17 protein-coding genes and 1 tRNA gene are annotated in these 21,233 nt (G+C 42.0%); 4 read left to right on the top strand and 14 right to left on the bottom strand.

Annotation, left to right across the window (positions count from 1 at the left end; all coding sequences use genetic code 11):
* The first annotated feature begins 101 nt into the window (after positions 1 to 101).
* Positions 102 to 175 (top strand) — tRNA-Met (locus IJ00_RS22505).
* A 133-nt stretch (positions 176 to 308) separates the two neighbouring features.
* On the opposite strand, the gene cutA is transcribed toward IJ00_RS22505, so the two are convergent.
* The 8 genes from cutA to IJ00_RS22465 all read right to left on the bottom strand — a co-directional run bounded on the left by cutA (position 309) and on the right by IJ00_RS22465 (position 6,626).
* On the bottom strand, positions 309 to 626 hold the full coding sequence (gene cutA / locus IJ00_RS22500) for a divalent-cation tolerance protein CutA (RefSeq protein ID WP_035156941.1): 318 nt from the start codon (positions 624 to 626) through the stop codon (positions 309 to 311).
* Between the two features lies 1 nt (position 627).
* Complete coding sequence (locus tag IJ00_RS22495; RefSeq protein ID WP_035156939.1) at positions 628 to 996, bottom strand: phage holin family protein; 369 nt, start codon at positions 994 to 996, stop codon at positions 628 to 630.
* A 120-nt stretch (positions 997 to 1,116) separates the two neighbouring features.
* The gene (locus IJ00_RS22490) at positions 1,117 to 1,833 is read right to left on the bottom strand and encodes a Uma2 family endonuclease (protein ID WP_035156937.1); all 717 of its coding nucleotides are present in this window, start codon (positions 1,831 to 1,833) and stop codon (positions 1,117 to 1,119) included.
* A 39-nt stretch (positions 1,834 to 1,872) separates the two neighbouring features.
* Positions 1,873 to 2,814, bottom strand: coding sequence for a peptidoglycan-binding protein (locus IJ00_RS22485; protein ID WP_052754520.1), 942 nt, complete (start codon positions 2,812 to 2,814; stop codon positions 1,873 to 1,875).
* A 115-nt stretch (positions 2,815 to 2,929) separates the two neighbouring features.
* Positions 2,930 to 3,178, bottom strand: a complete 249-nt coding sequence (locus IJ00_RS22480) for a hypothetical protein (protein WP_035156935.1) — start codon at positions 3,176 to 3,178, stop codon at positions 2,930 to 2,932.
* A gap of 6 nt (positions 3,179 to 3,184) precedes the next feature.
* Positions 3,185 to 4,051, bottom strand: a complete 867-nt coding sequence (locus IJ00_RS22475; RefSeq protein ID WP_035156933.1) for a hypothetical protein — start codon at positions 4,049 to 4,051, stop codon at positions 3,185 to 3,187.
* 184 nt (positions 4,052 to 4,235) lie between these two features.
* On the bottom strand, positions 4,236 to 5,012 hold the full coding sequence (locus IJ00_RS22470) for an RNA polymerase sigma factor SigF (protein ID WP_035156931.1): 777 nt from the start codon (positions 5,010 to 5,012) through the stop codon (positions 4,236 to 4,238).
* A 783-nt stretch (positions 5,013 to 5,795) separates the two neighbouring features.
* Positions 5,796 to 6,626, bottom strand: coding sequence for a photosystem II manganese-stabilizing polypeptide (locus IJ00_RS22465; RefSeq protein ID WP_035156929.1), 831 nt, complete (start codon positions 6,624 to 6,626; stop codon positions 5,796 to 5,798).
* Positions 6,627 to 7,517: 891 nt separating this feature from the next.
* Here IJ00_RS22465 and IJ00_RS22460 point away from each other — a divergent pair.
* Entirely contained in the window at positions 7,518 to 7,865 is a 348-nt protein-coding gene (locus IJ00_RS22460) for a hypothetical protein (RefSeq protein WP_035156927.1), read from the top strand.
* 35 nt (positions 7,866 to 7,900) lie between these two features.
* On the opposite strand, the gene IJ00_RS22455 is transcribed toward IJ00_RS22460, so the two are convergent.
* The gene (locus tag IJ00_RS22455; protein WP_035156924.1) at positions 7,901 to 12,919 is read right to left on the bottom strand and encodes a hypothetical protein; all 5,019 of its coding nucleotides are present in this window, start codon (positions 12,917 to 12,919) and stop codon (positions 7,901 to 7,903) included.
* Positions 12,920 to 13,204: 285 nt separating this feature from the next.
* Positions 13,205 to 14,557, bottom strand: a complete 1,353-nt coding sequence (locus tag IJ00_RS22450; RefSeq protein WP_035156922.1) for an ATP-binding protein — start codon at positions 14,555 to 14,557, stop codon at positions 13,205 to 13,207.
* 694 nt (positions 14,558 to 15,251) lie between these two features.
* On the opposite strand from IJ00_RS22450, the gene IJ00_RS22445 reads away from it, so the two are divergent.
* Positions 15,252 to 16,136, top strand: coding sequence for a cell division protein FtsQ/DivIB (locus tag IJ00_RS22445; protein WP_035156920.1), 885 nt, complete (start codon positions 15,252 to 15,254; stop codon positions 16,134 to 16,136).
* A 262-nt stretch (positions 16,137 to 16,398) separates the two neighbouring features.
* Here IJ00_RS22445 and IJ00_RS29265 read toward each other — a convergent pair whose 3' ends face one another.
* Entirely contained in the window at positions 16,399 to 16,536 is a 138-nt protein-coding gene (locus IJ00_RS29265; protein ID WP_168163520.1) for a hypothetical protein, read from the bottom strand.
* Positions 16,537 to 17,420: 884 nt separating this feature from the next.
* On the opposite strand from IJ00_RS29265, the gene ftsZ reads away from it, so the two are divergent.
* A complete protein-coding gene (ftsZ, locus tag IJ00_RS22435) occupies positions 17,421 to 18,710 on the top strand; it encodes a cell division protein FtsZ (RefSeq protein WP_035156917.1) in 1,290 nt (429 codons plus the stop codon).
* 84 nt (positions 18,711 to 18,794) lie between these two features.
* Here the strand turns inward: ftsZ and IJ00_RS22430 are convergent, their stop codons facing one another.
* From IJ00_RS22430 to grxC, 3 genes are all read right to left on the bottom strand, one after another.
* Positions 18,795 to 19,595, bottom strand: a complete 801-nt coding sequence (locus tag IJ00_RS22430; protein WP_035156914.1) for an MBL fold metallo-hydrolase — start codon at positions 19,593 to 19,595, stop codon at positions 18,795 to 18,797.
* Between the two features lie 29 nt (positions 19,596 to 19,624).
* Positions 19,625 to 20,593 carry a glutathione synthase gene (gshB, locus tag IJ00_RS22425; RefSeq protein WP_035159490.1) on the bottom strand — a complete coding sequence of 323 codons (969 nt, stop codon included), beginning with the start codon at positions 20,591 to 20,593 and terminating at the stop codon, positions 19,625 to 19,627.
* Between the two features lie 118 nt (positions 20,594 to 20,711).
* Positions 20,712 to 20,969: a glutaredoxin 3 gene (gene grxC / locus IJ00_RS22420; RefSeq protein ID WP_035156910.1), complete on the bottom strand. Its 258-nt coding sequence runs from the start codon at positions 20,967 to 20,969 to the stop codon at positions 20,712 to 20,714.
* Positions 20,970 to 21,233: the final 264 nt, after the last annotated feature.

Genomic DNA, 21,233 nt, shown 5'->3' with positions numbered 1-21,233 from the left:
TTAAATATGGAAAGACAAGGGAAAATTTTTATTTTTCTGCTTCTAGGGTCTAGTCATGAAAAGCAAATTCTGATATATTTAAATATCAGTTGGGAAATTTCGGCTCAGTAGCTCAGTTGGTTAGAGTAGGGGACTCATAAGCCCTTGGTCGTCAGTTCGAGTCTGACCTGAGCCATATACACTCCAAACATCAAAAGCCTCTCCTTTCGAGGCTTTTACTTTTTTATAGAGTTATACAATTTGCTTTCTCCCTATTCATGCTTTCTGGAATCGATTGGGCTAGTCTTTAGCTTCCCTCAAACTGTCATTTAGAGATGAGAAGAATTGTTCTCAATCCATTCTCCGTAGGGGGTGTAGATGTGGGAAAGAGGATAGGCGTAGATGGCAGGTAGTTCGTAGGAATGTAGCTTCAAAATTGTGGCTTCAACTTCTGGGTAACGTAGGCTAGTTGTCTTGCATAGAATACGAAACTCTTTGTCATGCTCAAGACTACCTTGCCAATGGTAAAAACTCTCAATTTCAGAGATTTGAGCACAGGCAACAATTTTAGCTTTAACGAGAGTACGTGCTATCATCTGGGCTTCTTCCCGATTGCCGACAGTCGTCACAACAGCGATGCAGTCCATTTTATCCTTCCACTGCTCGTAGGAGATAATTAATCAAACTGGTGACAATAGAGAGGGCGATCGCCCCCAAAATAGCCGCGATCGGTCCGGCAATAGTAAAACCACTTCCAGGAGTCAAAGCGCTGGCAAGCCATAGGGTCATCCCGTTAATTACAAAGGAGAATAAACCGAAAGTAATAAAGGTGATGGGAAACGCAAAAAAACTTAAAACTGGACGAATAATTGCATTCACTAAACCAATTACTACAGAAGCAATTAAAGCTGCTCCCAAGCTTTTAACTTCAAACCCAATATTGAAATTTTGCAAAACATTCGCTGTGATTAATAAGGCGACTGCACTGCCAATCCAAGTAAGTAAAAAATGCTTCATAACTAACGAATATGCCGAAAACTACGATAGGGATTAATTTATTGATTTTAAATTAATATTTTGGCATTAATCGTTAAAAAATATGCAGAAATATATCCATATTATTTGTGAATAAATATCTTACAATTCTTCGGGATTAATACCTTGCTGCTGTAATTTTTGCAACAAATCTTGATAACGTTGGCGTTCTGCTTCTAATTCAGTTAGTGCTGATTCTTTTTGTTGACGTTCCTGCTCTGCACGTTGACTTTCCTGCTCCAGTTTTTGACTCAATTCTACAGAAGTGAGAAACTTCCGCCCATCAGGATAATATATTTCTAAAGTTGTGGGATTTAAATCAAAACGTATACCCAAACGGGGACTAATCCATCCTTGAATATCTTCAATAACTTCTAGGGTATTTCCTACACGTAACCAACCATTAAAATCTATTCTGTCGGGGTCATATACATAATATTCTTCTACTCCATAGCGTTGATAAAACTGTAATTTCTTCGCCATCTCTTTGAGAGTATTCCCAGGAGATAAAATTTCAAAGACAACTTGAACAGGAATATTATTTTCTTCCCACTGTCTGTAGGAACCCCTATCTCCTTTTCCCCTACCAAAGACAACCATGGCATCAGGAGCTTGACGAATTTTATTATCTCCTTGTACGGGATACCACAGCAAATCTCCTGCAACAAAGACATCATCACGGGTTGCAAATAATATTTCTAAATTTTCTTTAATCGTGACTATCCAACGAAACTGTTTCGTATTATCTGCCATCGGTTGTCCGTCGCTGTCAGGGTAGATGACACCTGCTGTAGTTTCAGGTTGTAGTTGCTGTACCATGGGATATCACTCGCTGAGTACAACTATTTTAACTGTTGTTTAACTTCTGGTTCCCCGACTGCGACGATTCAATAACTCCCAGGTTGCACCCCCAACAACACCATCAGGTTCTAAACCGTTGCGTTTTTGTAGTAATTTAATTGCTTGTTCCGTTGCTTTACCAAAATCGCCATCAATATCACCATCTAACAAACCCATTACCCTTAGTCTTTCTTGTACCTTTGAGACATCAGCACCCCGCATTCCCAAACGCAGGATGGGATAACCTTCAGAAGTGTATTGCACATTGGGTAGTCTTTGAGAGGTTGGCGTGGGTTGGAGACGGGTTGTTGTAGAGTTGCGACTAGGTTTAACAGGGCGATTTGTTGACTGGGTTGGTTTTTTGCGTGTATTGGATGTAGATACAGCAGATGTGACTCGTCTAGTTGATGGGGGTTTAGGTTCGCGGTTCCTCTGGGAATTCGATGGGGTAATGGGACGCTTTGTCAAGTTTTCCGAGCTATTAGAAATTCTAGTGAGAGTGTTATTTCTACTCTCGTTCGATGGTGGGGTATTAGCAACAGATGCAGTAGTTCCAGGAAATAGAGCTTGCCAAGTAACTGTATCCACAACACCATCAGGTTTCAATCCTGCTGCTCGTTTGAACTCGACAACAGCACTAGCAGTCGTTTCTCCATAATTACCATCCACAGTACCAGGATAAAAGCCTAATAGTTTTAAAGCTGCTTGGAGTTCGGAAACAGTATCTCCTTTACTTCCTAGTTGCAATGTCGGACGGTTCACACGGTTAGTTGGTGATACTTGTGCTTCTGTTTCTTGGGCAATCATCAGGGAAGAAACGCTTTCAGGGATGCTCTGAGAAGAGACGCTTTCAGCGATCGCCACACTAGTTGCCATAATCGGAGAAACAAATACTGTCGATACTAAACCCAGCAGCAATAGCTGACTCGTACTCACGCAGGTAAAAATACTATTTCTCATGAAATTTGCCCCTGGAAAATCTCATGCTAATAGTACAGCCCTTGTGATTTGTCAGACAAGCACTGAGAGTAGATATGAATAAAGTGCCAAGTAACAAGCACTCAGCACTTATAGGTTAGACAACTGAATAGCGATCGCGGTAGTAAGCTAAAATTTGCTCTACCCGTTGCCGACTTTCATCACAGGAATTATCTTCCCAATTCAGAGACAAACCAGCAATTTGACTCTGATGATAATCAAATTCTGGGGAAGATTGAGGAATTAAATTTACTTCCACCCCTTCCACTTGACGTAAATGTGCTGCGATTTCTCGATAAACAGCCAAAGGGAGGTGAGTAAATTCAATTTTTTCAGAGCAGGGCATATTTTATCAAGCTCCAGGAACCATAGAAACTGAGTTATTCATTGAAGTTGTCGATGCAGAAACAGCAGTAGGCGTTTCACCAACAGTTTTTGCAACCTCAATTCCATATTGTTCCAGAATTATGATCGGTTCTGAACCTTCATTTACCTCAATACGTTTGACTAAAACACCATTGGCTAGCCTTTGCCCTGCTTGTACATAACGACTAGTCGGTTCTGTTGGGACTTTGATAATTGCCTGGGGTTCTCTACCTACCATTACCACACCAGTTACAATCACCGCTCTAGCTAAGTCCGGTTGGGGTGTTGTAGGCATCACTGATACGAGGGATGGACTCGGTACAACCTGGGGTAATACCTTCGGTAAAACTGGCATCACAGCAGGTTTACTAGGTCTTTGAACAGTGGCGATCGCTCCCCGATCAATTTTGTTTCTGACAGAGTTAGATGCAGGGTTGGACTTGGTAGAAGCAACTGCACTCCTGGGATTAGCAGCAGACAGAGTTGGTAGTACAGGTACAGGTTTAGCTGTGGTTGTGTTCAAAGCAGGAACCGTAATCGGATTTTGTCCGACGATTTGAGCAAAGGGGTCATTTCTACCCTTTGTCAAAACATTAACCCGCTCTGTGACATTGGTAGTTTGAATTAAATTCCCACTATTCGCAGGAGGATTCATCGCATTTACAACCTGATTACCAGGAACCACTGGATTACTAAAAGATTGAGATGGGGGTTTTGTTGCCGGTGTATTTGTTGCGTTAGGTGTTTCCCCAGGTGTGGGATTACTTGCCTGTGGTTCACTTTCGCTAGAACCACAACCCGCGATCGTCAAACCCAGAATAACTGCAACTGTAATTAAAGAATTTCTGCCCATTAGCTGCTCTCAAAAGCGATAGAAAAATTTGCTTGTGCAAAAGTAAAATTTGAATACAGTTATAACCTAAGTTATGCAAAATCTCAGTCTTTTTTAAGCAGTTTTAAAACAAAAAATACAGTATTTTTACTGATGTATCATCTATGAGGTGATAGGGAACTATTTTTAGCTCTGGGAAAATTTCCTACTCCTCACCAGCACACATCATCTGTTTCAATGAATCTAAGCCTTTTTTAACTCTACGAGAAACTGTCACCACACTAATACCTAAACGTTCTGCAACTTGCTTTTGAGTTAAATCATGAAGAAAAACAAATTCTAAAACTTCACGAGTGCATTTTTCTAACTGCACCAATGCTTGTTGTAAACGAATTTGGTCTTCCTGAGCTAGTTGAAAACTACGGTAGCTAGGATCAGGAACTAATTCACCTAAACTCGTCGCACCGTCTTCTCCTTCCTGTACAGGGACATCTAAACTCAAAGGAGCACGATTCATCCAAGCTAACTTAATCTCTTGTAACTCCTGGGGAGAAATCTCTAATGCCGCAGCTAATTCAGAATCCGTGGGTTGACGATTATATTTTTCCCTCAAAGACCGTGAGACACCAACAGCTTGTTGTTGAATAGCTAAATAGCGGCGTGGAATCCGCACTGTAACACCTTTGTCTCGTAAATAATGCTGAATCTCACCACGAATATAGGGAATAGCAAAGGAGCTAAAAGCATGACCTTTGGCAATATCAAATCTTTCGATCGCCCGAATTAAACCCAAACAACCAACTTGTAACAAGTCATCGTAACTTTCCTGGCATTGATTAATCCAGTAGTGAGCTTCTTTTCTCACTAAACCAAAATTCATCTTTACTAGCTGATTGCGAATATTGGCAGAAGGCGACTGCTGATATTCTCGCAGTAATTGCCAAATCTCATGTTTTAATTCGTAGGTGACTGTAGACTGCATAGCACCTTAAATGTGTGGACTAAAAAAATATCTTAAAAGTTGGACAACAAAACCCTAAAATATGTCTATACTTCTGATTCACCAATGCCAGAAAATTGTTTAATTCTGCTAGCAAAAGCATAATTGCACAACAAATTTCAGACAAAGGTGTTCCTTTGCCTCAGAAACATAAACGACCAAAGTCAATTAACATATCCGCAGACAAAAGTTTTTATCTACTTGGGTGCCAATTAACTATGATTTAATTCAGAAATTGCAATATTTTTTAGGGTTGGTATGTCTGTAGACTGTTACAGCTACATCACAAAAAATATAAGATATTCAACTGTAATCAAAACCGAGATTGTACTTAACTTAGTTAATAAATCCTTGAGTTAATTTATAGATATAGATTTTATTTTTTATATTTCTTTGACTTATATAAGTAAATAAATTCAATAAAATACCCAAAAATACGGATGCATAAAGATAAAATTTTGTCTTGTAGAGCCATAAAAGTAAAACTAACCTCACTTTCTCCATGAAATTCCAGAAAAATATGAGGTTAGTCTTATTTTTGAGATGGGAAAACAGTATTTACACTGTTCTCATTGTGGATGAAAGAACTTTACCTTGAGCAAAGTTTTCCTAGCTAACCGGATACACCATGGGTATTGGTTGTACTTTTGAGAGAGCCACCATCGGTTGAAAGCACAAGCAGATTCAAAATTCCCAATACTGGCTGAAGTATTTATGATGTTGAATCACGTTTCTGGTTTCACCTGGGTTACTCAATTGGTCAAATTAGGCATTAGGTTCAACGCGAGCATAGAATAAACCACGCACTTTGACTTCCTTAGGTTCACCTGCTCCTAAGTCTGTATCGGAAGGTTGTTCACTCTCAAAGGTGCCAGCAATTTCACCTGTAGAACTATTGACTTTCGCAATATTCAGGGAGATTTTGCCGTTGAGAACTTCTGTACGCTTAACGTTAGCGCGGGTAAGTTCTTCATCGTCAGATTGTGCAGGTAAGGCAACAGCATTGTCATAACCACTAGCAACACCCCGACCTTTAGGATCTAAGAAAGTTGCGCCGCGATAGGAAGGAACTCGGAAAGCACCTTCAAAATCAGTGGAGGTGTTAATGCTAGTTAATCCAGCTTGAGACTGAGCAACTAAATTCTTCACAGTAAAGAAGAAAGGAACTCGTTCACCACCTGGCAATTGGACGGTGATAGCTTGGAAATCAAAGCCATCTATTTCTTTGAAGGTGATGCTACCGTCTTTGTTGACTATGAGATCACCTTGAATCTGATCGAGGGAAGAGGTTTTGCGAGTCAACACTTTACCAGGAATGAATTCTGCTTGTTGACGTTTGTTAGCTGGCTCTTCTTTGACAAAATAATTAACTGGTTCCATGCACAGTTCTTTGAGCTTGAAAGACTGTCCACCTTCAATGGGTATGGAACCACGGCTAGTTTCCGATAACTGGGGACATTTGTTTGCTAAACCTGTACCCCTGATTTGTTCGTAGGTAAGTAAATCTCTAGCACTAGCTTCTGGAGCTTCACTACAAGCTGTAAGAAACCCTAGGCAAACAGCCATTAGGGCAGCAATTAAAGCGCGAAACCTCATGGTCAACCTCAATGTCAAAAATTGATATGTAATCTTGTAAAACTGCACGCAATGTCTGCTTGGCAAAAGCTACCATGCAAACACTTTCTGCTAGATGTACTTAAAAGTATCGCTTTTTTCGGCTGATAGTGGAAATACTAAACCACCGAAGACATGACATTTATTTACAAATGCCTTATCTAGAACGTGCAGGAGCTAGCAGTTTTACTTTTGGCAGTATTTGCTAAAACTCGGACGTTTGGCATGCGTCCAGCCACACAGGAATGAAATTGGTAACTTTAGGAGAAAACGAAATCTCCTAGACAAGGTTTTTGGAGATTGGTAATCGTGATGACGAGTTATTTCTCTCAAAGTATCTTGACCTAGTTACTTTTTTGTGCTGTGTGATGTATGTATTGCCACTACATACAGCCCATGTGTTTTGGGTAAATCAGCCAGATCATACGATTTTTTGAAACGCAAAAGCAAAGTCTTCCAGGAAGAGGAAAAAGTTGAGTGATGTGATAATTGTGGACGGGGCTGGGAGAAAAACGGGGTGGCAATAGTCTCAAATGTATATAGAGTAGTAGTTGAACTAGAGATTTTGTGGTTACTGCGGTGATGTGCTATCAAGAATCTAGGAGAGATTGTGGATATTCTCCTGGTTCTGTCAGCGATCGAAAATGTGTAAGTTCGGTTTACAAAGGAAAATAGACAAGCCTTCCATGGCTTAACCCACAATCTGAGATAATGAGTTTTTTGGTGTTATCTAGCTTTTTAGATTTGTGCGTAATTCTTATTGGTAACAAATTATTAAGCAGTAAAGATGTTAGCCTTGTTGGTTCACTCCGTAACAACTGAAGTAGAAAAGATTCGGTAGATTTGATTAGACCTAGATTTATCAAGGGTGGCATGAATAAAGGCAAGAATTCAGATAATTTAGATTTAGATAAGTTGAATTGGCATTTACAGGAAATAACGACGGTAGTAAGTAATGCCGCACAGATGTATCAGAGTGACGCGATCGCCCTCCTCTCATTACTGCGTCAGTTAGAAAAATTACATCGGGAAATTCGAGATGGCTTCTTTCAGGAAAATTTACCAAATAACCGTCAGGCACTATATGCTTTGTTGCGAGATATAGAATCCGAAGGCGGTTGGCCCTACATTGAACGGATGAGATTACAAGCGTTTCTGGCAAATGCCACAGAAGAGTCTGAGGAGGATAAATCAGAGGAAGGGAGTGAAAGAGGGGAATAAGGGGCTTTTAGCATCTGTATTCCCTATTGGAACTTTTAGTTAATGAAGTCTTCGCAAAGGTAGCGATCGCGCTGTTCAACATTCCGATTATGCTGAATATAGCCATTGACCCAGGTACAGCCACGGGATAACAAGTTATTAAAATTCAGATTCCAGAGAATAATCGTGTCATCATCACTGGCAGAAGCCAGGGTTTGACCATCTGGACTAAAACTCACGCTCATCACCGGACCACGATGACCACTCAGGGTTTTAATCAACTTACCATCCCGACTCCAGAGCTTGACTGTACTATCAAAACTGGCAGCAGCCAAGATTTCACCATTGGGGCTAAAAGTTACAGCATTAACGCTATCACTGTAACCTCTGAGCAAAGTTTTCAGTAAAGTTCCATCCCAGCGCCATAATCTGACGGTATTATCCCAACTAGCAGAAGCCAGCAAATTATCAGTGGGACTAAAGCTCACACCTAACACCCAGCTGTCGTGGGGAGAAAAGGTTCTTAACAAAGTGCCATCTTTGCGCCACAATTTCACTGTTTGGTCATCACTGGCAGAGGCAATTACTTGACCGTCGGGACTAAAACTCACACTATTTACCCAACCACGGTGTCCGGTGAGGGTTTTCAGTAAATTTCCTTGGCGATCCCAAATTCTCACGGTTTTATCTTTACCACTGGACACCAACAACTTACCATCAGGGCTGAAACTCACACTCATTACACTGCCATCATGTCCTGTGAGAGTTTTCAGTAACCGACCATCCCGTTGCCACAATTTGATGGTTTTGTCGTAGCTACCAGAGGCAAGAATTTCCCCATCAGGGCTAAAACTAACGCTAGCAACCCGATTTTCATGACCTTTAAGGGTTTGATAAAGACGCATCGTATCGCCTTGACTGCTATTTTCGCGCTGCCAGAGCTTGACGGTGTGATCCCGACTTCCGGAAGCAAGTAAGGTACTATCCGGACTCCAGGCAACACTTAATACCCGATCTTCATGTCCCCGCAGCACAGGTAAACGGGGAGGTTCCAAACTCCAAAGTTTAATAGTTTTGTCGTAACTAGCGGAAGCCAGGTATTTACTATCTGGGCTAAAAGCCACACTAACAACAGCATCACTATGCCCTTTAAAGGTTTTCTCAAGACTACCGTCAATTTTCCACAGATTGACAGCATTATCATCGCCGGCGGAAGCTAATTTTTGACCATCATGACTAAAACTGAGACTCCAAACTGTGCTGCTATGTTGACGTAAAGTTTTGTAGAGGCGGAATTTATTACCCTGTCGTCGCCACAAACGGACTGTTTTATCTCGCCCCGCAGATGCTAAAGTTTTGCCATCGGGACTGAAAGCAACGACTGTCACACCTTCCGTATGTCCAGAGAGAGTTGTGAGCAGGTTACCATCCAACCCCCAAATTTTGATAGTTTTATCGTCGCTAGCAGAAACAATAGATTTGTTGTCAGGGCTAAAACTTACCCAGTTCACCCAACCCTGATGTCCGGTGATGGTTTTCAGCAGTTGACCGTCACGTCGCCAAATTTTAACACTGTTGTCCTTACTACCGGTTGCCAAAAACTCTCCACTGGGGCTGAAATTGACGCTGTACACCCAGTCACCATGAGCTTTGAGGGTTTTGTAGGGTTGGGGATCAAATTCCCCTGTGATGGGGTTAAAGCGCCACATCTGTACAGTTTTATCGATGCTCGCAGAGACAAGGGTTTGACTGTCGGGGCTAAAACTGAGGCTAGTAATGGAGTCGGTGTGAGCTTTCAAGCTTTGCAGGAGACTACCATCTGGTCGCCAAATTTTGACGCTGCGATCGCGGCTACCGGAGGCGAGGAATTGACCATTGGGGCTGAAGGTGACACCCCAAACAATATCTGTATGTGCCTCTAGACGGTTGATTTCCGTGACACCATAGACTGCTTGTTGTAAGGCTGTTACCACCCGCATTTTAGTATCAGGGGGCACATCTCCCGCTTGTTTCAGTCGTCGCCAAGCTCGTAAACTTTCTAGGAGGGCATCAAATTCTTTGTTTGAGGCAAAGAGGGCTTCGGAGGCAGCAGTAACGGCACTGATACGGAGGTTTGTTTCACTACGTTCGGCACGGAGGGTTTGGCGGACGGCGGCACGACGTTGGGTATCTGCTTGCCACCACAAACCACCAATGCTAGCGGACATGATCCCCAGAACAATACCAGCAGCTCTGGCTTCTCGGAGTCGTCGCTGGAGAACTAGGGTTAACTGTTCCTGACTGAGTTTACGAGCAACTTCGGCACGATTTTTTTCAAAGCGGACTTTTTCGAGTTCGGCAACGATTCCGTAATTATTCTTTTGGCGAATCGGTTCGACGAGATAATCATGAACTAATTGATAGCGATCGCCGGATTCTTGTCTGACTTGGAGAACTAAACCACTGCCGACTAAAATATCTAAAACTAATTCTAAGGTTGTAAAAGAAGATAGGGATGCTGTAACTTTTTCGGCTTCGTTGGCTTCTTTCAATAAAGCAGCAACTAACTCTGTATTTGTTTTCAGAGGACGAGTTCCTTTCTCATCGGTAAGTTCAAAGAGTAACTTCCAACTCAATTGCTCGTTTTCTCGACCACAATCTTTGATAACTTCTTCTAACCAACGTTGAATGAGTTTTTCACAGCCACCACATTTTTGATATTCCATCAAAGTGGTGATATTTTCTGTTTGTAATTGCGCGCCAACTATTTGTAATTCAATGGGATGGACAGTGTTGCCATCGACGGTTAAATCTTTAACTAATTGGTGAATTAATTCATCTTTGAGTTCGTGATGGGAGCGTTTTGTTAAATTGTGGATAATACTAATCGCATCTTTACTGGGAAAATTCCCCAGATAATAGCGAATATCTTTGTCAAGAATATTTTTATTAATTACACCTAGGTCATAGTTATCTGCTTGGCTAGCAGCACAGAGACGCTCTAATTCCAAAAGATAGTGGAGATAATCCTCTCGCAGAGAAAGAATTACTTTTACGTAGGGAATATTTAAAATTTCGCTAAAAAATTGATAAAACTGATTTCGTTCGTGGGCTTGTTTATTAACAAAGAAAAACTCTTCAAATTGGTCAAAAATTAAAATTATGGTGTAATTGCGTTCCGCGAGGGCGCGTAATTTTTCTAAAATGATTGAGGGATAAAAATCCTGGGCAACGGTGACTTCTGTTTGCACGATCGCCTGATTTAAATTTCTTCCCAGGGTTGTTAACCAATCGGTATAAACTGAGAGAAAGACACTCAATGGTATACGTTCACCGATGACTTTCTGTTTCAGGGCAGGAATTAAACCTGCTTTCAATAGGGAACTCTTACCGACACCACTAGGACCATGGACGACTGTCAATTTATAATCGGCACGGGTAATTCTTTCTAATAAGCGATTGATATCCTGTTGTCTACCAGAGACGGCAATTTCCTGGGCAACTTCTTCCGGAATTGAGGTGATGGTTTGGGATTTGAGTACAGGATTGATTCTGTAGCGTTGGGGTTGTAGTTGAGTTGCTCCAATAAATGCTCGAAAACCATACTGATGTTCAATATGAATTTTTTCTTGTTTGAGGCGAAATGCTTCCAGGTAGTCGTGACGTTCAAAAAAGTAGAGCGATCGCAACTCTTCAATGATTTCTAAATAGAGGGCGGGATCATACTGAAGTTCACAGACTACCCTTGCCCATTCTAAATTATTTACTGCCTCTTCCCATTTGCCCAGATGACGCTGAGTTCGTCCGATTAACAATAGGTACCAGCTTTCGTGTTGTCGGGAAACATCTGTTGCTTCTTCTGTAATATTTAAGGCAGTATTTCCTAATTCATGGGCTTGGAGCCAATTTAACTCGGAAAGAGCAACATCAGCCAAAAAACCATAGTCTTGGGCAATTTGAGCTTTTGTACCCCAGGTTTGGTGCAATGCCAATGCTTGCTGTGCTAAGCTGCGTAATTCTTGCCAAGCCTGTAAATTTTGCAACATTTTACAAGCAGGCAAAATATATTTAGCGACTAAATCTTGTCTTTGGGCACATTCTAAAACCGTGAGGCACTGTTTAAACCAATATAGTGCTTGTTGCCAGTAATGAATGCGACTTGCGGGTTGTAAATCTGCCAAGCGTCGGTAGCATAAACCGAGGTTAAACAGAACTACCCCCAGACGTTCCTGGGAAGTGGGAATGGCAGCAGGTAAGAGGTAGAGGGAATTAGATATATGGGTTTCTTCCTTGTGACTACGGACAACACCCACCTCTCGATGCCAAATATTCATACTAGTTTGATAGTGGGCGATCGCCTCAGTAATTTGATCATTGGCATAGCGATCGCGCCCCAAAACAAATTCTAAACTCGCTGCCAGTTCGGGTTCTAATGTCACTCCATACAACCGTTGTAAGTCATTGCGCGCAGCTTCGATTTCCCGACGTTGCTGGGATTTCGGATCTAAATCTAGGGCTGTATTTGGTAAAAAATTCTCAACATCTGTAGCTAAAACTTTTTTAAATAGGGATTCTGTCTCTTGACGAATCAGAGCAATTAAATCCTCTTGGGGCATTTCAAACTTAATGGTTGTGGCTGCCCAACTTTTAAAATCTGGGGCAAGACGTGACAAAGCAGTTGCAACTTCATCTGTGAGCCACAACACAATTGGGAAGGAAAAAGTATCTGCGTAAATATCCCTAGCCTTATTTACTCCACTCAAAACATCTTCGAGATGATTGACTGCCTCTAAACCAAACACCATCACAGAGGAAGGCAAGGAATCAGATGCGACTGCCGGATTGTCTAAAAATAATTCCGAGACAATGCTGGTATGAACTGCGGAAATATTGGGAGCTAAAACCAGTTCCCGCAGATACATATCCTGGGTTAGGTTACGGAGATTATGTAAAATTTGTTGGCGGAGTCGTAAGTAATTACACCGCACTAAAATCAGGGAAAACTGTCCTTTAGAAAGGGCGATCGCCCTAATCAACCTTTGCAGAGAACTTGTATTTTCTGTTGCAGACTCTGCGGTGAATTGCCACTCTTTCATAGGTTGGTAATTGTTTAGTCAAAAGGAATTTTAAATATGACAAGTCAGTCAAGACTTGATATCAGCAATCTCTCGCAAGTCCAAACCACAACGATATGCAGGAGTCAACAGGGAATGTAGTGGAAGCGTCTCGCTCCCTATTAACCATTAGGGAGTTAGATACTTGTATTCCTGAAAGTTGGTGAAATGAATCACATCAACCACTAGTATTTTTTCGATTATTGATGCTGAGATCCCCGATTTACTCCAGAAGTCGAGAATCTGTTACGCTCTGAGCAGTAAACCCTAGCAGTACTTGGCGTTAATATTTATCTTCTGCTGCCAAGCTAAAACTTTTTCTGTTTCAGCTAAAGCTGGACTAATACCAAACCAGCGTCCTGCGGGATCGCGGTATTCAAAGACAAACATACTCCGTAATAGTCTCTGATACTCAGACTCACCCTTGAGACTTTGTTGGTGTACAACTTCGTAGAGGAGTTCCCATTCTTCCTCGTTGATCGCTAGCAACAAATCATCACGGTAATCTTTAATTACTGCTTCCAAACACTCACGGGCAAAGGGTGGATCCTGTCTCTGCAAGCAACTGTAAAGTAATCCGAGTAAGTTGCGGATATGTCCCCCACTCACACGACACAAGCGATCTAAGGTGTCTGGGTGATCGAAGATTTCCAAGATTAATTCTTGACGCGCATCCCAGGATAAATCAGGAAATGCCCTCGCTAAAACTAGCTGTCGCAGTAGCAGCATTCCTGGTTCATAGTCACTATTGTCACGTTGGCGTACCCGTACCATGGGTAAGATTTTGGGGGCAATTCCTCCACCTAACCGATTTTTCAGGGTTTCATATTCATTAGAAAAAATTAATGCCAGAGGAATTGTGTATACAAGATGGCACTTCAGTCTACGTAATTGTTCCCCGCGATCGATAAACAAATATTCGGGTTGCGATCGCCCTGATGCGACTGGACGCATATCCACCCGATCCAAGTTATCGACAATCACAACTAGTCCCTTTTGTCCGCGATATTTTAGCTGTTCAATAGCCTTATCTAAAACTTCTTCGTTTATCGCTTGCAAAATGCTATTGGTGCGGGGTTCTAAATATTGCCGCAGTTGATTGCGTAGCTGGGGACTATCCTTGGTTCTTGTACTAATTTTGGCAATTCCCAGGGAAAACTCGGCTTCTGCGGATAATTCGATGGGTGTTTGCAGAAAATCGCCTATTTCCTTGAATAGATTGGCAAAGTAACCTGGTCGTAGCTTAATTCCTATGGCTTCTAAACTAACACTCACTTGACGGGCAACACTCAAAAGAATGTCACTCACGTCAATATCTGCCATATCTAAGTCTTGACTGGATTCAAAGTAGACTACGTGAAATCCCGCAAGCTCTAGTTCTGCTTTCAATCTCTGTAACTCTGTAGATTTGCCACAGCCTATGTGACCTGTAAATAGCTGACAAGTTGGCTCATCAGGAGAAATACGGGTAATAGTTCTCTGGAGCTCTTCTACAATTTTGCAACCACGGACATCAGAAAAGTCTATGTAATATCTTCTGTCCGCCGCATCACCCATAACTAGCGTTCTGCTAGGATTACAGGCTTTAAAAAAGCGTGATAAATTCAATGTATTTTTCATGTAGATGCGATTTTATTTGTACGTTTATATACAAATACCCTTGATCAATGTTGTCAGCGTGGAGAGAAAGTACTATCCTATTGCTGATTGGGAGACTCAGTAGCTGTAAATACTGGCTAGCGATCGCCCCAACTTGATAAAGTTGTTACTTTTCCCTGAGATGTTATGTGTATTTGTCTTTTTTACACCTGTTTTCCAGGTTTTGACAATCTCTAGTAGCAATTTGATGGTTATTTGGTTATGGAAGTCTGATTCTAGCCTGATAATTGGAAAATGGTTAGGGGAAAGGCAGGAAAAAATCAATTAAAACAAAAAAGCATTCCCAGTCTCCTGTCTCACGCCCAATAATCCAACTTGGTAAAAATATAAGTCGATTTAACTCATCATTCTTTGTCTACACATTTCCTACTTTTTTTGTCAAGGACTTATTTTGTAGCCTATTTTGGTAGATGATGGCTATCACCCCACAGACTAAAGGCTACATTCAACTAGAAGTCAAGGCTACAAACTTTAATAGAAATAATTGCAATTACTGCATTACGCAATGTAATTGCTGTACAGTGTTACTTAACTTAAAGCACCACGATAGGGTTTTATCTTACCCAATAAGGGTTTGAGTCAAAAATTACTTGCATTACTGAATGTTCATAGGAGCGCAACCAAGATTTGAAGTAAGAGTGTGGAAGAGGTTTGCATGGCTGGCATAATATCAGTTTCCCGCACAGATTTAGCCCAACGTCGCAAGCGACTACGTCGGCAAAGACAAATGCGAATTCTGCAAATGTTTTGGCGTAGTTTTGCTGTCACTACCTTGGCAATTGCTTTGCTTTGGGTGACTATTCAACCAATTTGGATACTTAGAACGCCCTCAGACATCGTAGTTTCCGGGAATCAGTTCATGTCTAGTGAAACTATTCAATCTCTGACTGTCGTCTCTTATCCTCAGTCTCTGTGGCGAATAGAACCTGCAAAGATTGCTCAGACTTTGCAAAAGCAACCGATAATTGTCCAAGCTCAGGTAACTCGTCGTCTATTCCCACCAGGGTTATTGGTGCAGGTACAAGAAAGAATTCCAGTGGCGATGGTCTCAAAAGAGCCGCCTACGGCGATCGCCGAGCGCACAACCGGGGTGAAAATTCGGGGTAAATCTACTAATAGCAACAGGAACAAAACATCTGTAGGTTTACTTGATGCCAAGGGTGTATGGATGCCACTAGATAAGATGACTGCGGATAAGTTATCTGCAAAACTACCTAGCCTGAAAGTTATCGGCTTACCAGAACAATATCGCCTCTACTGGGCATTACTCTACCAATCTATTAGCCAAAGCTCCCTAAAAGTCAATGAAATTAATTGGCAAGACTCCAATAATCTCATCTTGAAAACAGAATTAGGGAGCGTACATTTAGGCACTCCTAGCTCACAAATTCCAGAACAAATCAAAACACTCACTCAAATGCGCTACTTACACTCACAGTTAGATTCTCAACAAATTGACTACATTGACTTGAGAAAACCTAACTTTCCTTTAGTACAAATGAACCAAAAAGTTAAGGATATCCCACCAGAAAAACCTTGAAATCTGGGTAAGTCTGATTCTGAAAAAGATAATACTCATGAAGAAGGTTTGAAGTTGATAAATATATCTGTTATTTTTGATATTCCAGAAAAGAATACCAGGGCTACCTTAATTACAGATTTCCCATTTGGGGGTAACTGGAGAATTATATCTCTAGGAAGAAATTTTTTTCCTTGGCAATGCAACATCTGATGTATGGGTGCAAGATGTTAGACAATTTTAAGTAATGATGTCTTTGTGAAAAAGCATCTATCAACTAAATCTAGTGATGGCGTTCACCAAAGGTGGCTCTTCCTAGAGTATCGCCGAAGGTGTCTCTTCCTAGAGCATCGCTAAAGGAATCAACCCAAGTAAAAGCTATTTTTTCCACGAATGCGATGGATAGATGGATAAAATCCATACCCCGTCAGGCATTTTTATCTATTTTCTCTAGATGGGCGGTATAACCATATTCCTCACTCCTCTGACAAAATCTCAAATGCCTCATGGTATAACTCAAAGTTATTACTAGCCTTCGTAGTTATCGCCATTGCCAGATAGATTAGGAAATTGACTAATCATCACAGGGATAAAACTTGCGAATCGCTCTGTGCTCCCTGCCATCACATCAAAAACCTAGCATTCAGCATTTTATGATTAAAGCTAGAAAGACGTGCGATCGCGCGTCTTTACAAGTAATACCAGGAATAGGAATTTTTGTGTGTCAAAAGACAGTTTTTCTAAGTACGTGTATACGTAATCACGCATATTTAGACCGTATTTGTGTTTGGCAACTCAGTAACAACAATTGCTTCATTAATCTAAAAGATTGCTTAGTTTTCCACAGAAATTGGATAAAATCGTTATCCATATTCATAAAAAAACACAAAAATCACCTTGACAGTTGTAAAATTAATGACCGAGATGAATTACTGACAGGAAAAATGGGAAGTTTTTGGCAACACCAAGCATCTACTGAGCCAAAACCAGAAAATTACAGAGACTATCTGAAGGTTTGCTGGAAGTTATACAGGTCAATTTTAGGTAAATATAGGTATACTTCTCTAGAATTAGCTATATGTTGCCTTGGGGTGTGGGATGCAATGGGAGATTCAAAGCCCGTGACACAGCATCCTTAAAAACACTTCTCAGTCTTGATGGCGAAGTCTCTTTTCCTTCTCTCCTCCCCAGAGGTAGGCTGGATAAGAAACAACAGCAGCGTTAAAAATATGGCGGCGTTCAACTTATAGTTGACTCCTAGGTGAATAACACCTTTATAAGTCGTTTATCTACCTTTGTGAATCCATGACACTTGATAATAACCAAGGGCTTACCTATAAAAATTCCCAATCTTCGGGGCAGCCAGGATTTTCCCTAGCAGTTAATTCTACGAATCCTTTTAACCACTCCGGACTAAATTTTGGGCAAAACAACGATATTAAGAAAATTCCTCATGACGATCCTCGCATTGGTGACATAGTTCCCGGTCGAGTTGCCAACATAAAAGTCATTGGTGTTGGTGGTGGTGGTGGTAACGCTGTCAACCGCATGATTGCCTCTGATGTGAGCGGCGTAGAATTCTGGACAATTAACACTGATGCCCAAGCCTTGACCTTAGCAGCAGCTCCTAGCCGTTTACAAATTGGTCAGAAGCTCACCAGGGGGCTGGGAGCAGGAGGCAACCCCGCGATCGGTACCAAGGCAGCAGAAGAATCACGGGATGAGATTGCTACAGCCTTAGAAGGGGCTGATTTAGTTTTTATTACTGCTGGTATGGGCGGTGGTACAGGTACTGGAGCCGCACCAATTGTGGCAGAAGTCGCCAAGGAAATGGGAGCACTTACTGTTGGTGTTGTCACCCGCCCCTTTGTTTTTGAAGGTCGTCGTCGTGCCAGTCAAGCTGAGCAAGGAATTGAAGCCCTCAAGAGTCGAGTTGATACTCTGATTATTATTCCCAATAACAAGTTGCTGGAAGTTATTCCTGAACAAACTCCTATGCAGGATGCCTTCCGTTACGCTGATGATGTCTTGCGACAAGGTGTGCAAGGTATCTCGGATATCATCACGATCCCCGGTTTAGTCAACGTTGACTTTGCCGATGTCCGAGCAGTAATGGCAGATGCAGGTTCTGCATTGATGGGTATCGGTGTCAGTTCTGGCAAATCACGGGCACGGGAAGCTGCAATGGCAGCTATTTCTTCACCTTTGTTGGAATGTTCTATTGAAGGGGCAAGGGGTGTTGTCTTCAATATTACTGGTGGTAGTGACTTTACTCTCCATGAAGTCAACGCAGCAGCAGAAACTATCTATGAAGTGGTTGATCCCAACGCCAATATTATCTTTGGGGCGGTAATTGACGACAGACTGCAAGGGGAAGTGAGAATTACGGTTATTGCCACTGGCTTTACTGGTGAATTACAAGCCCAGCCACCGCAAAATACTACCAATTCTAGAGTTGTACAGCCCCAAGCTAGGCGACCGATGACTCCTCCTCAACCAACGATGAATCCTCCGGCTCCAGCACCAGAACCGAAGGATAGAACGATACTTGATTTGCCAGGGTTTTTACGGGACAGACAAAAGCCGAAAAATTAATTCCAGAGGAGACTTTCGGTGATAAGTTTGCAATTATCAGCCAGAAGAAGAACTTTTCACTCTGGTGTTAGATTTTTGTACTTATCAGCAGCGCTCTGTAGTACTGAAAGAAGTTAATTCTATATTGACTGTCTCCCCTGGCTCAGGGGTGATTAGCTCTGTTTTCATACCAGAAGCGATTAATTGCTGACGAAATTCCTCAACGCTACCAACGGTACGAATAAATTTCGGTAGAATTCCACTAGCACGGATATCTCCCTGGGCGTTGGGTAAGATAAAGCGGGGATTGAGAGTCTCGATTAATTTCATTGCCTCCTTTGCTCCCATGATTACCTGTCCCAAGAGGGGGAAAATCTGTTCCACTACAGGGGCGATCGCCACATCAACTTGGCTAAAACGTTCTCCGATACCTGATTCCGGTCGGAAAAGGTGGGGTTCGTAGTAGAGCTTGGTCTGTTTTTCCCTATCTTCTACAACATAACCATTTTCCATTTGACCAGGTTGAACCTCTGCACCTGGAACTGCGGTAATTTCTACTTTGTTACCCAGAGTATAACTTTGCCAAGGAGCCAAGGAGACAATAGTCTTATAACCTAAACTTTTCACAGTAGATGTCGCCGTTGGAGATGCCACCACAGGTATATTCCGATCTAGTTGCTCTAGGGTGGGTTTATGGCAATGGTCATCTAGCCCTTGAGATATGAGAATTAAGTCTACTTGGGGTAAGCTTGCTGGAGTGTAGGCAACAGGTGTATTATGATACGCCGTAAACAGCCAGGGTTGCCCGTAAAATACCAGGGGATCAACTAACCAGGGGTCAACAAGGATAGTTTGGTTGGCTATTTGCAGCAGCCAGCTATTTAAATCAATGCGAGTAATTTTCATATATTAAGCCACTACAAAAGCACGAAGAACTAGGATTTTTTGGCGCGTTCCAGCCACTGAATTACCTGGCGACCCAGACGAGTTCCACTTAAGCGATCGATTTCTCGGATACCAGTGGGACTGGTCACATTAACTTCTGTTAAGTAACCGCCGATCACATCAATTCCGACAAAGATTAAACCATCTCGACGCAAAGTATCCGCCAATTCTTGACAAATTTCTAGCTCCCTAGGGGTGATTTCTGTGTGAGCAACAGTACCACCTGCCGCCATGTTATTGCGGAATTCTCCACTGGCAGACAGTCGATTCACTGCACCAATAGGTTCACCGTGGAGAAGAATTATCCTTTTGTCTCCCTCCTTTGCAGACTCTAAATACATTTGTACCATAACAGGTACCCTTCCTTGTTGGGTACTGAGTTCGACAATGGAATTAAAATTGCGATCGCCAGCTTGTAAAAATAAAATTCCTTCTCCTGCTTTGTTACCCAGGGGTTTTAAAATAGCTGCCCCCTTGGCTTCCACAAATTGCCGAATCACCTGTTTATCGGTACTGACAATGGTTTCTGGTATTACCTTGGTAAATTGCAGGGCATACATTTTCTCATTAGCAGCTCGGATACCCCTAGGATTATTAACAACTAGGGTTTTGCTTTGGTCAATGTAGTCCAGGATATAGGTAGCGAAAAGGTAGGGGTCATTTACAGGGGGGTCTGTCCGCATTAATACTACATCCATAGTTTCTAGGCAAGTAAAAGTGCGATCGCCTAGACGATACCAAGGATTAGCTGCCACCCATTTTCCCTGCTCTAGCTCCACAGGAATGATTTCCACCTGTTGTAAAATTGCCCAAGCTTTACCATCCACGACACTCAGGAGATTTGCCTGCGTCACCCAAACTTGATGTCCTAGCCCTACAGATGCTTCCATCAATGCCACACTGCTATCGTGACAGGGATCGAGAGTCTGGATGGGATCAATAATAAAAGCCAGTTTCACACTTTTCGCCTCAATGCCAGGGTTTGCCAAGTTAAATTATCCCGCCTCTGTGGGACAGAATGAAGATTTGGGATGGGGAATTCATCTCATCTGTGAATTTTTCCCTTTTTCCCCTTTGTCAAGCTAATAACCCATCTAACTTGCCTTGAGCATCTAAAGCGTGGATATCATCACAACCACCAATGTGGCGATCGTTGATGAAAATTTGTGGCAAGGAACGTTTGCCGTTGGCTCTTTCTGCCATCTTGCCACGAGCCACCTCGTCACCATCAATACAATATTCCGTAAAGTCCACACCTTTCTTCTTCAGTAAACCTTTAGCGCGAATACAAAAAGGGCAAGTACTCCAAGTATAGATTTCTACTGTTGCAGCCATGTTATCCTCAAATCGCTAGTTACTAATTTCACAATTTTTAATTTTAGTATCGTTCCTTCTTGTCATGGGTGCTGCTTGAGGGGGGAATTTCCGTAACCAGTTAACGTACTGACAGTAAAACTCATATTTGGGCTAGGATACAAGACTCAAATCTGGTGTTAGCAGCCTGTAAGAATAGTCAATTTCCTTTGCTCGCACTAGCTCACGCGGGATAAAATGCCAGCACAATCTCGATACCCATCAAAATAAAGCTGACGGGCTAAA

It is taken from the genome of Calothrix sp. 336/3, from assembly GCF_000734895.2.
Classification (GTDB): domain Bacteria; phylum Cyanobacteriota; class Cyanobacteriia; order Cyanobacteriales; family Nostocaceae; genus 336-3.
This window is presented reverse-complemented; position numbering and strand designations above follow the sequence as displayed.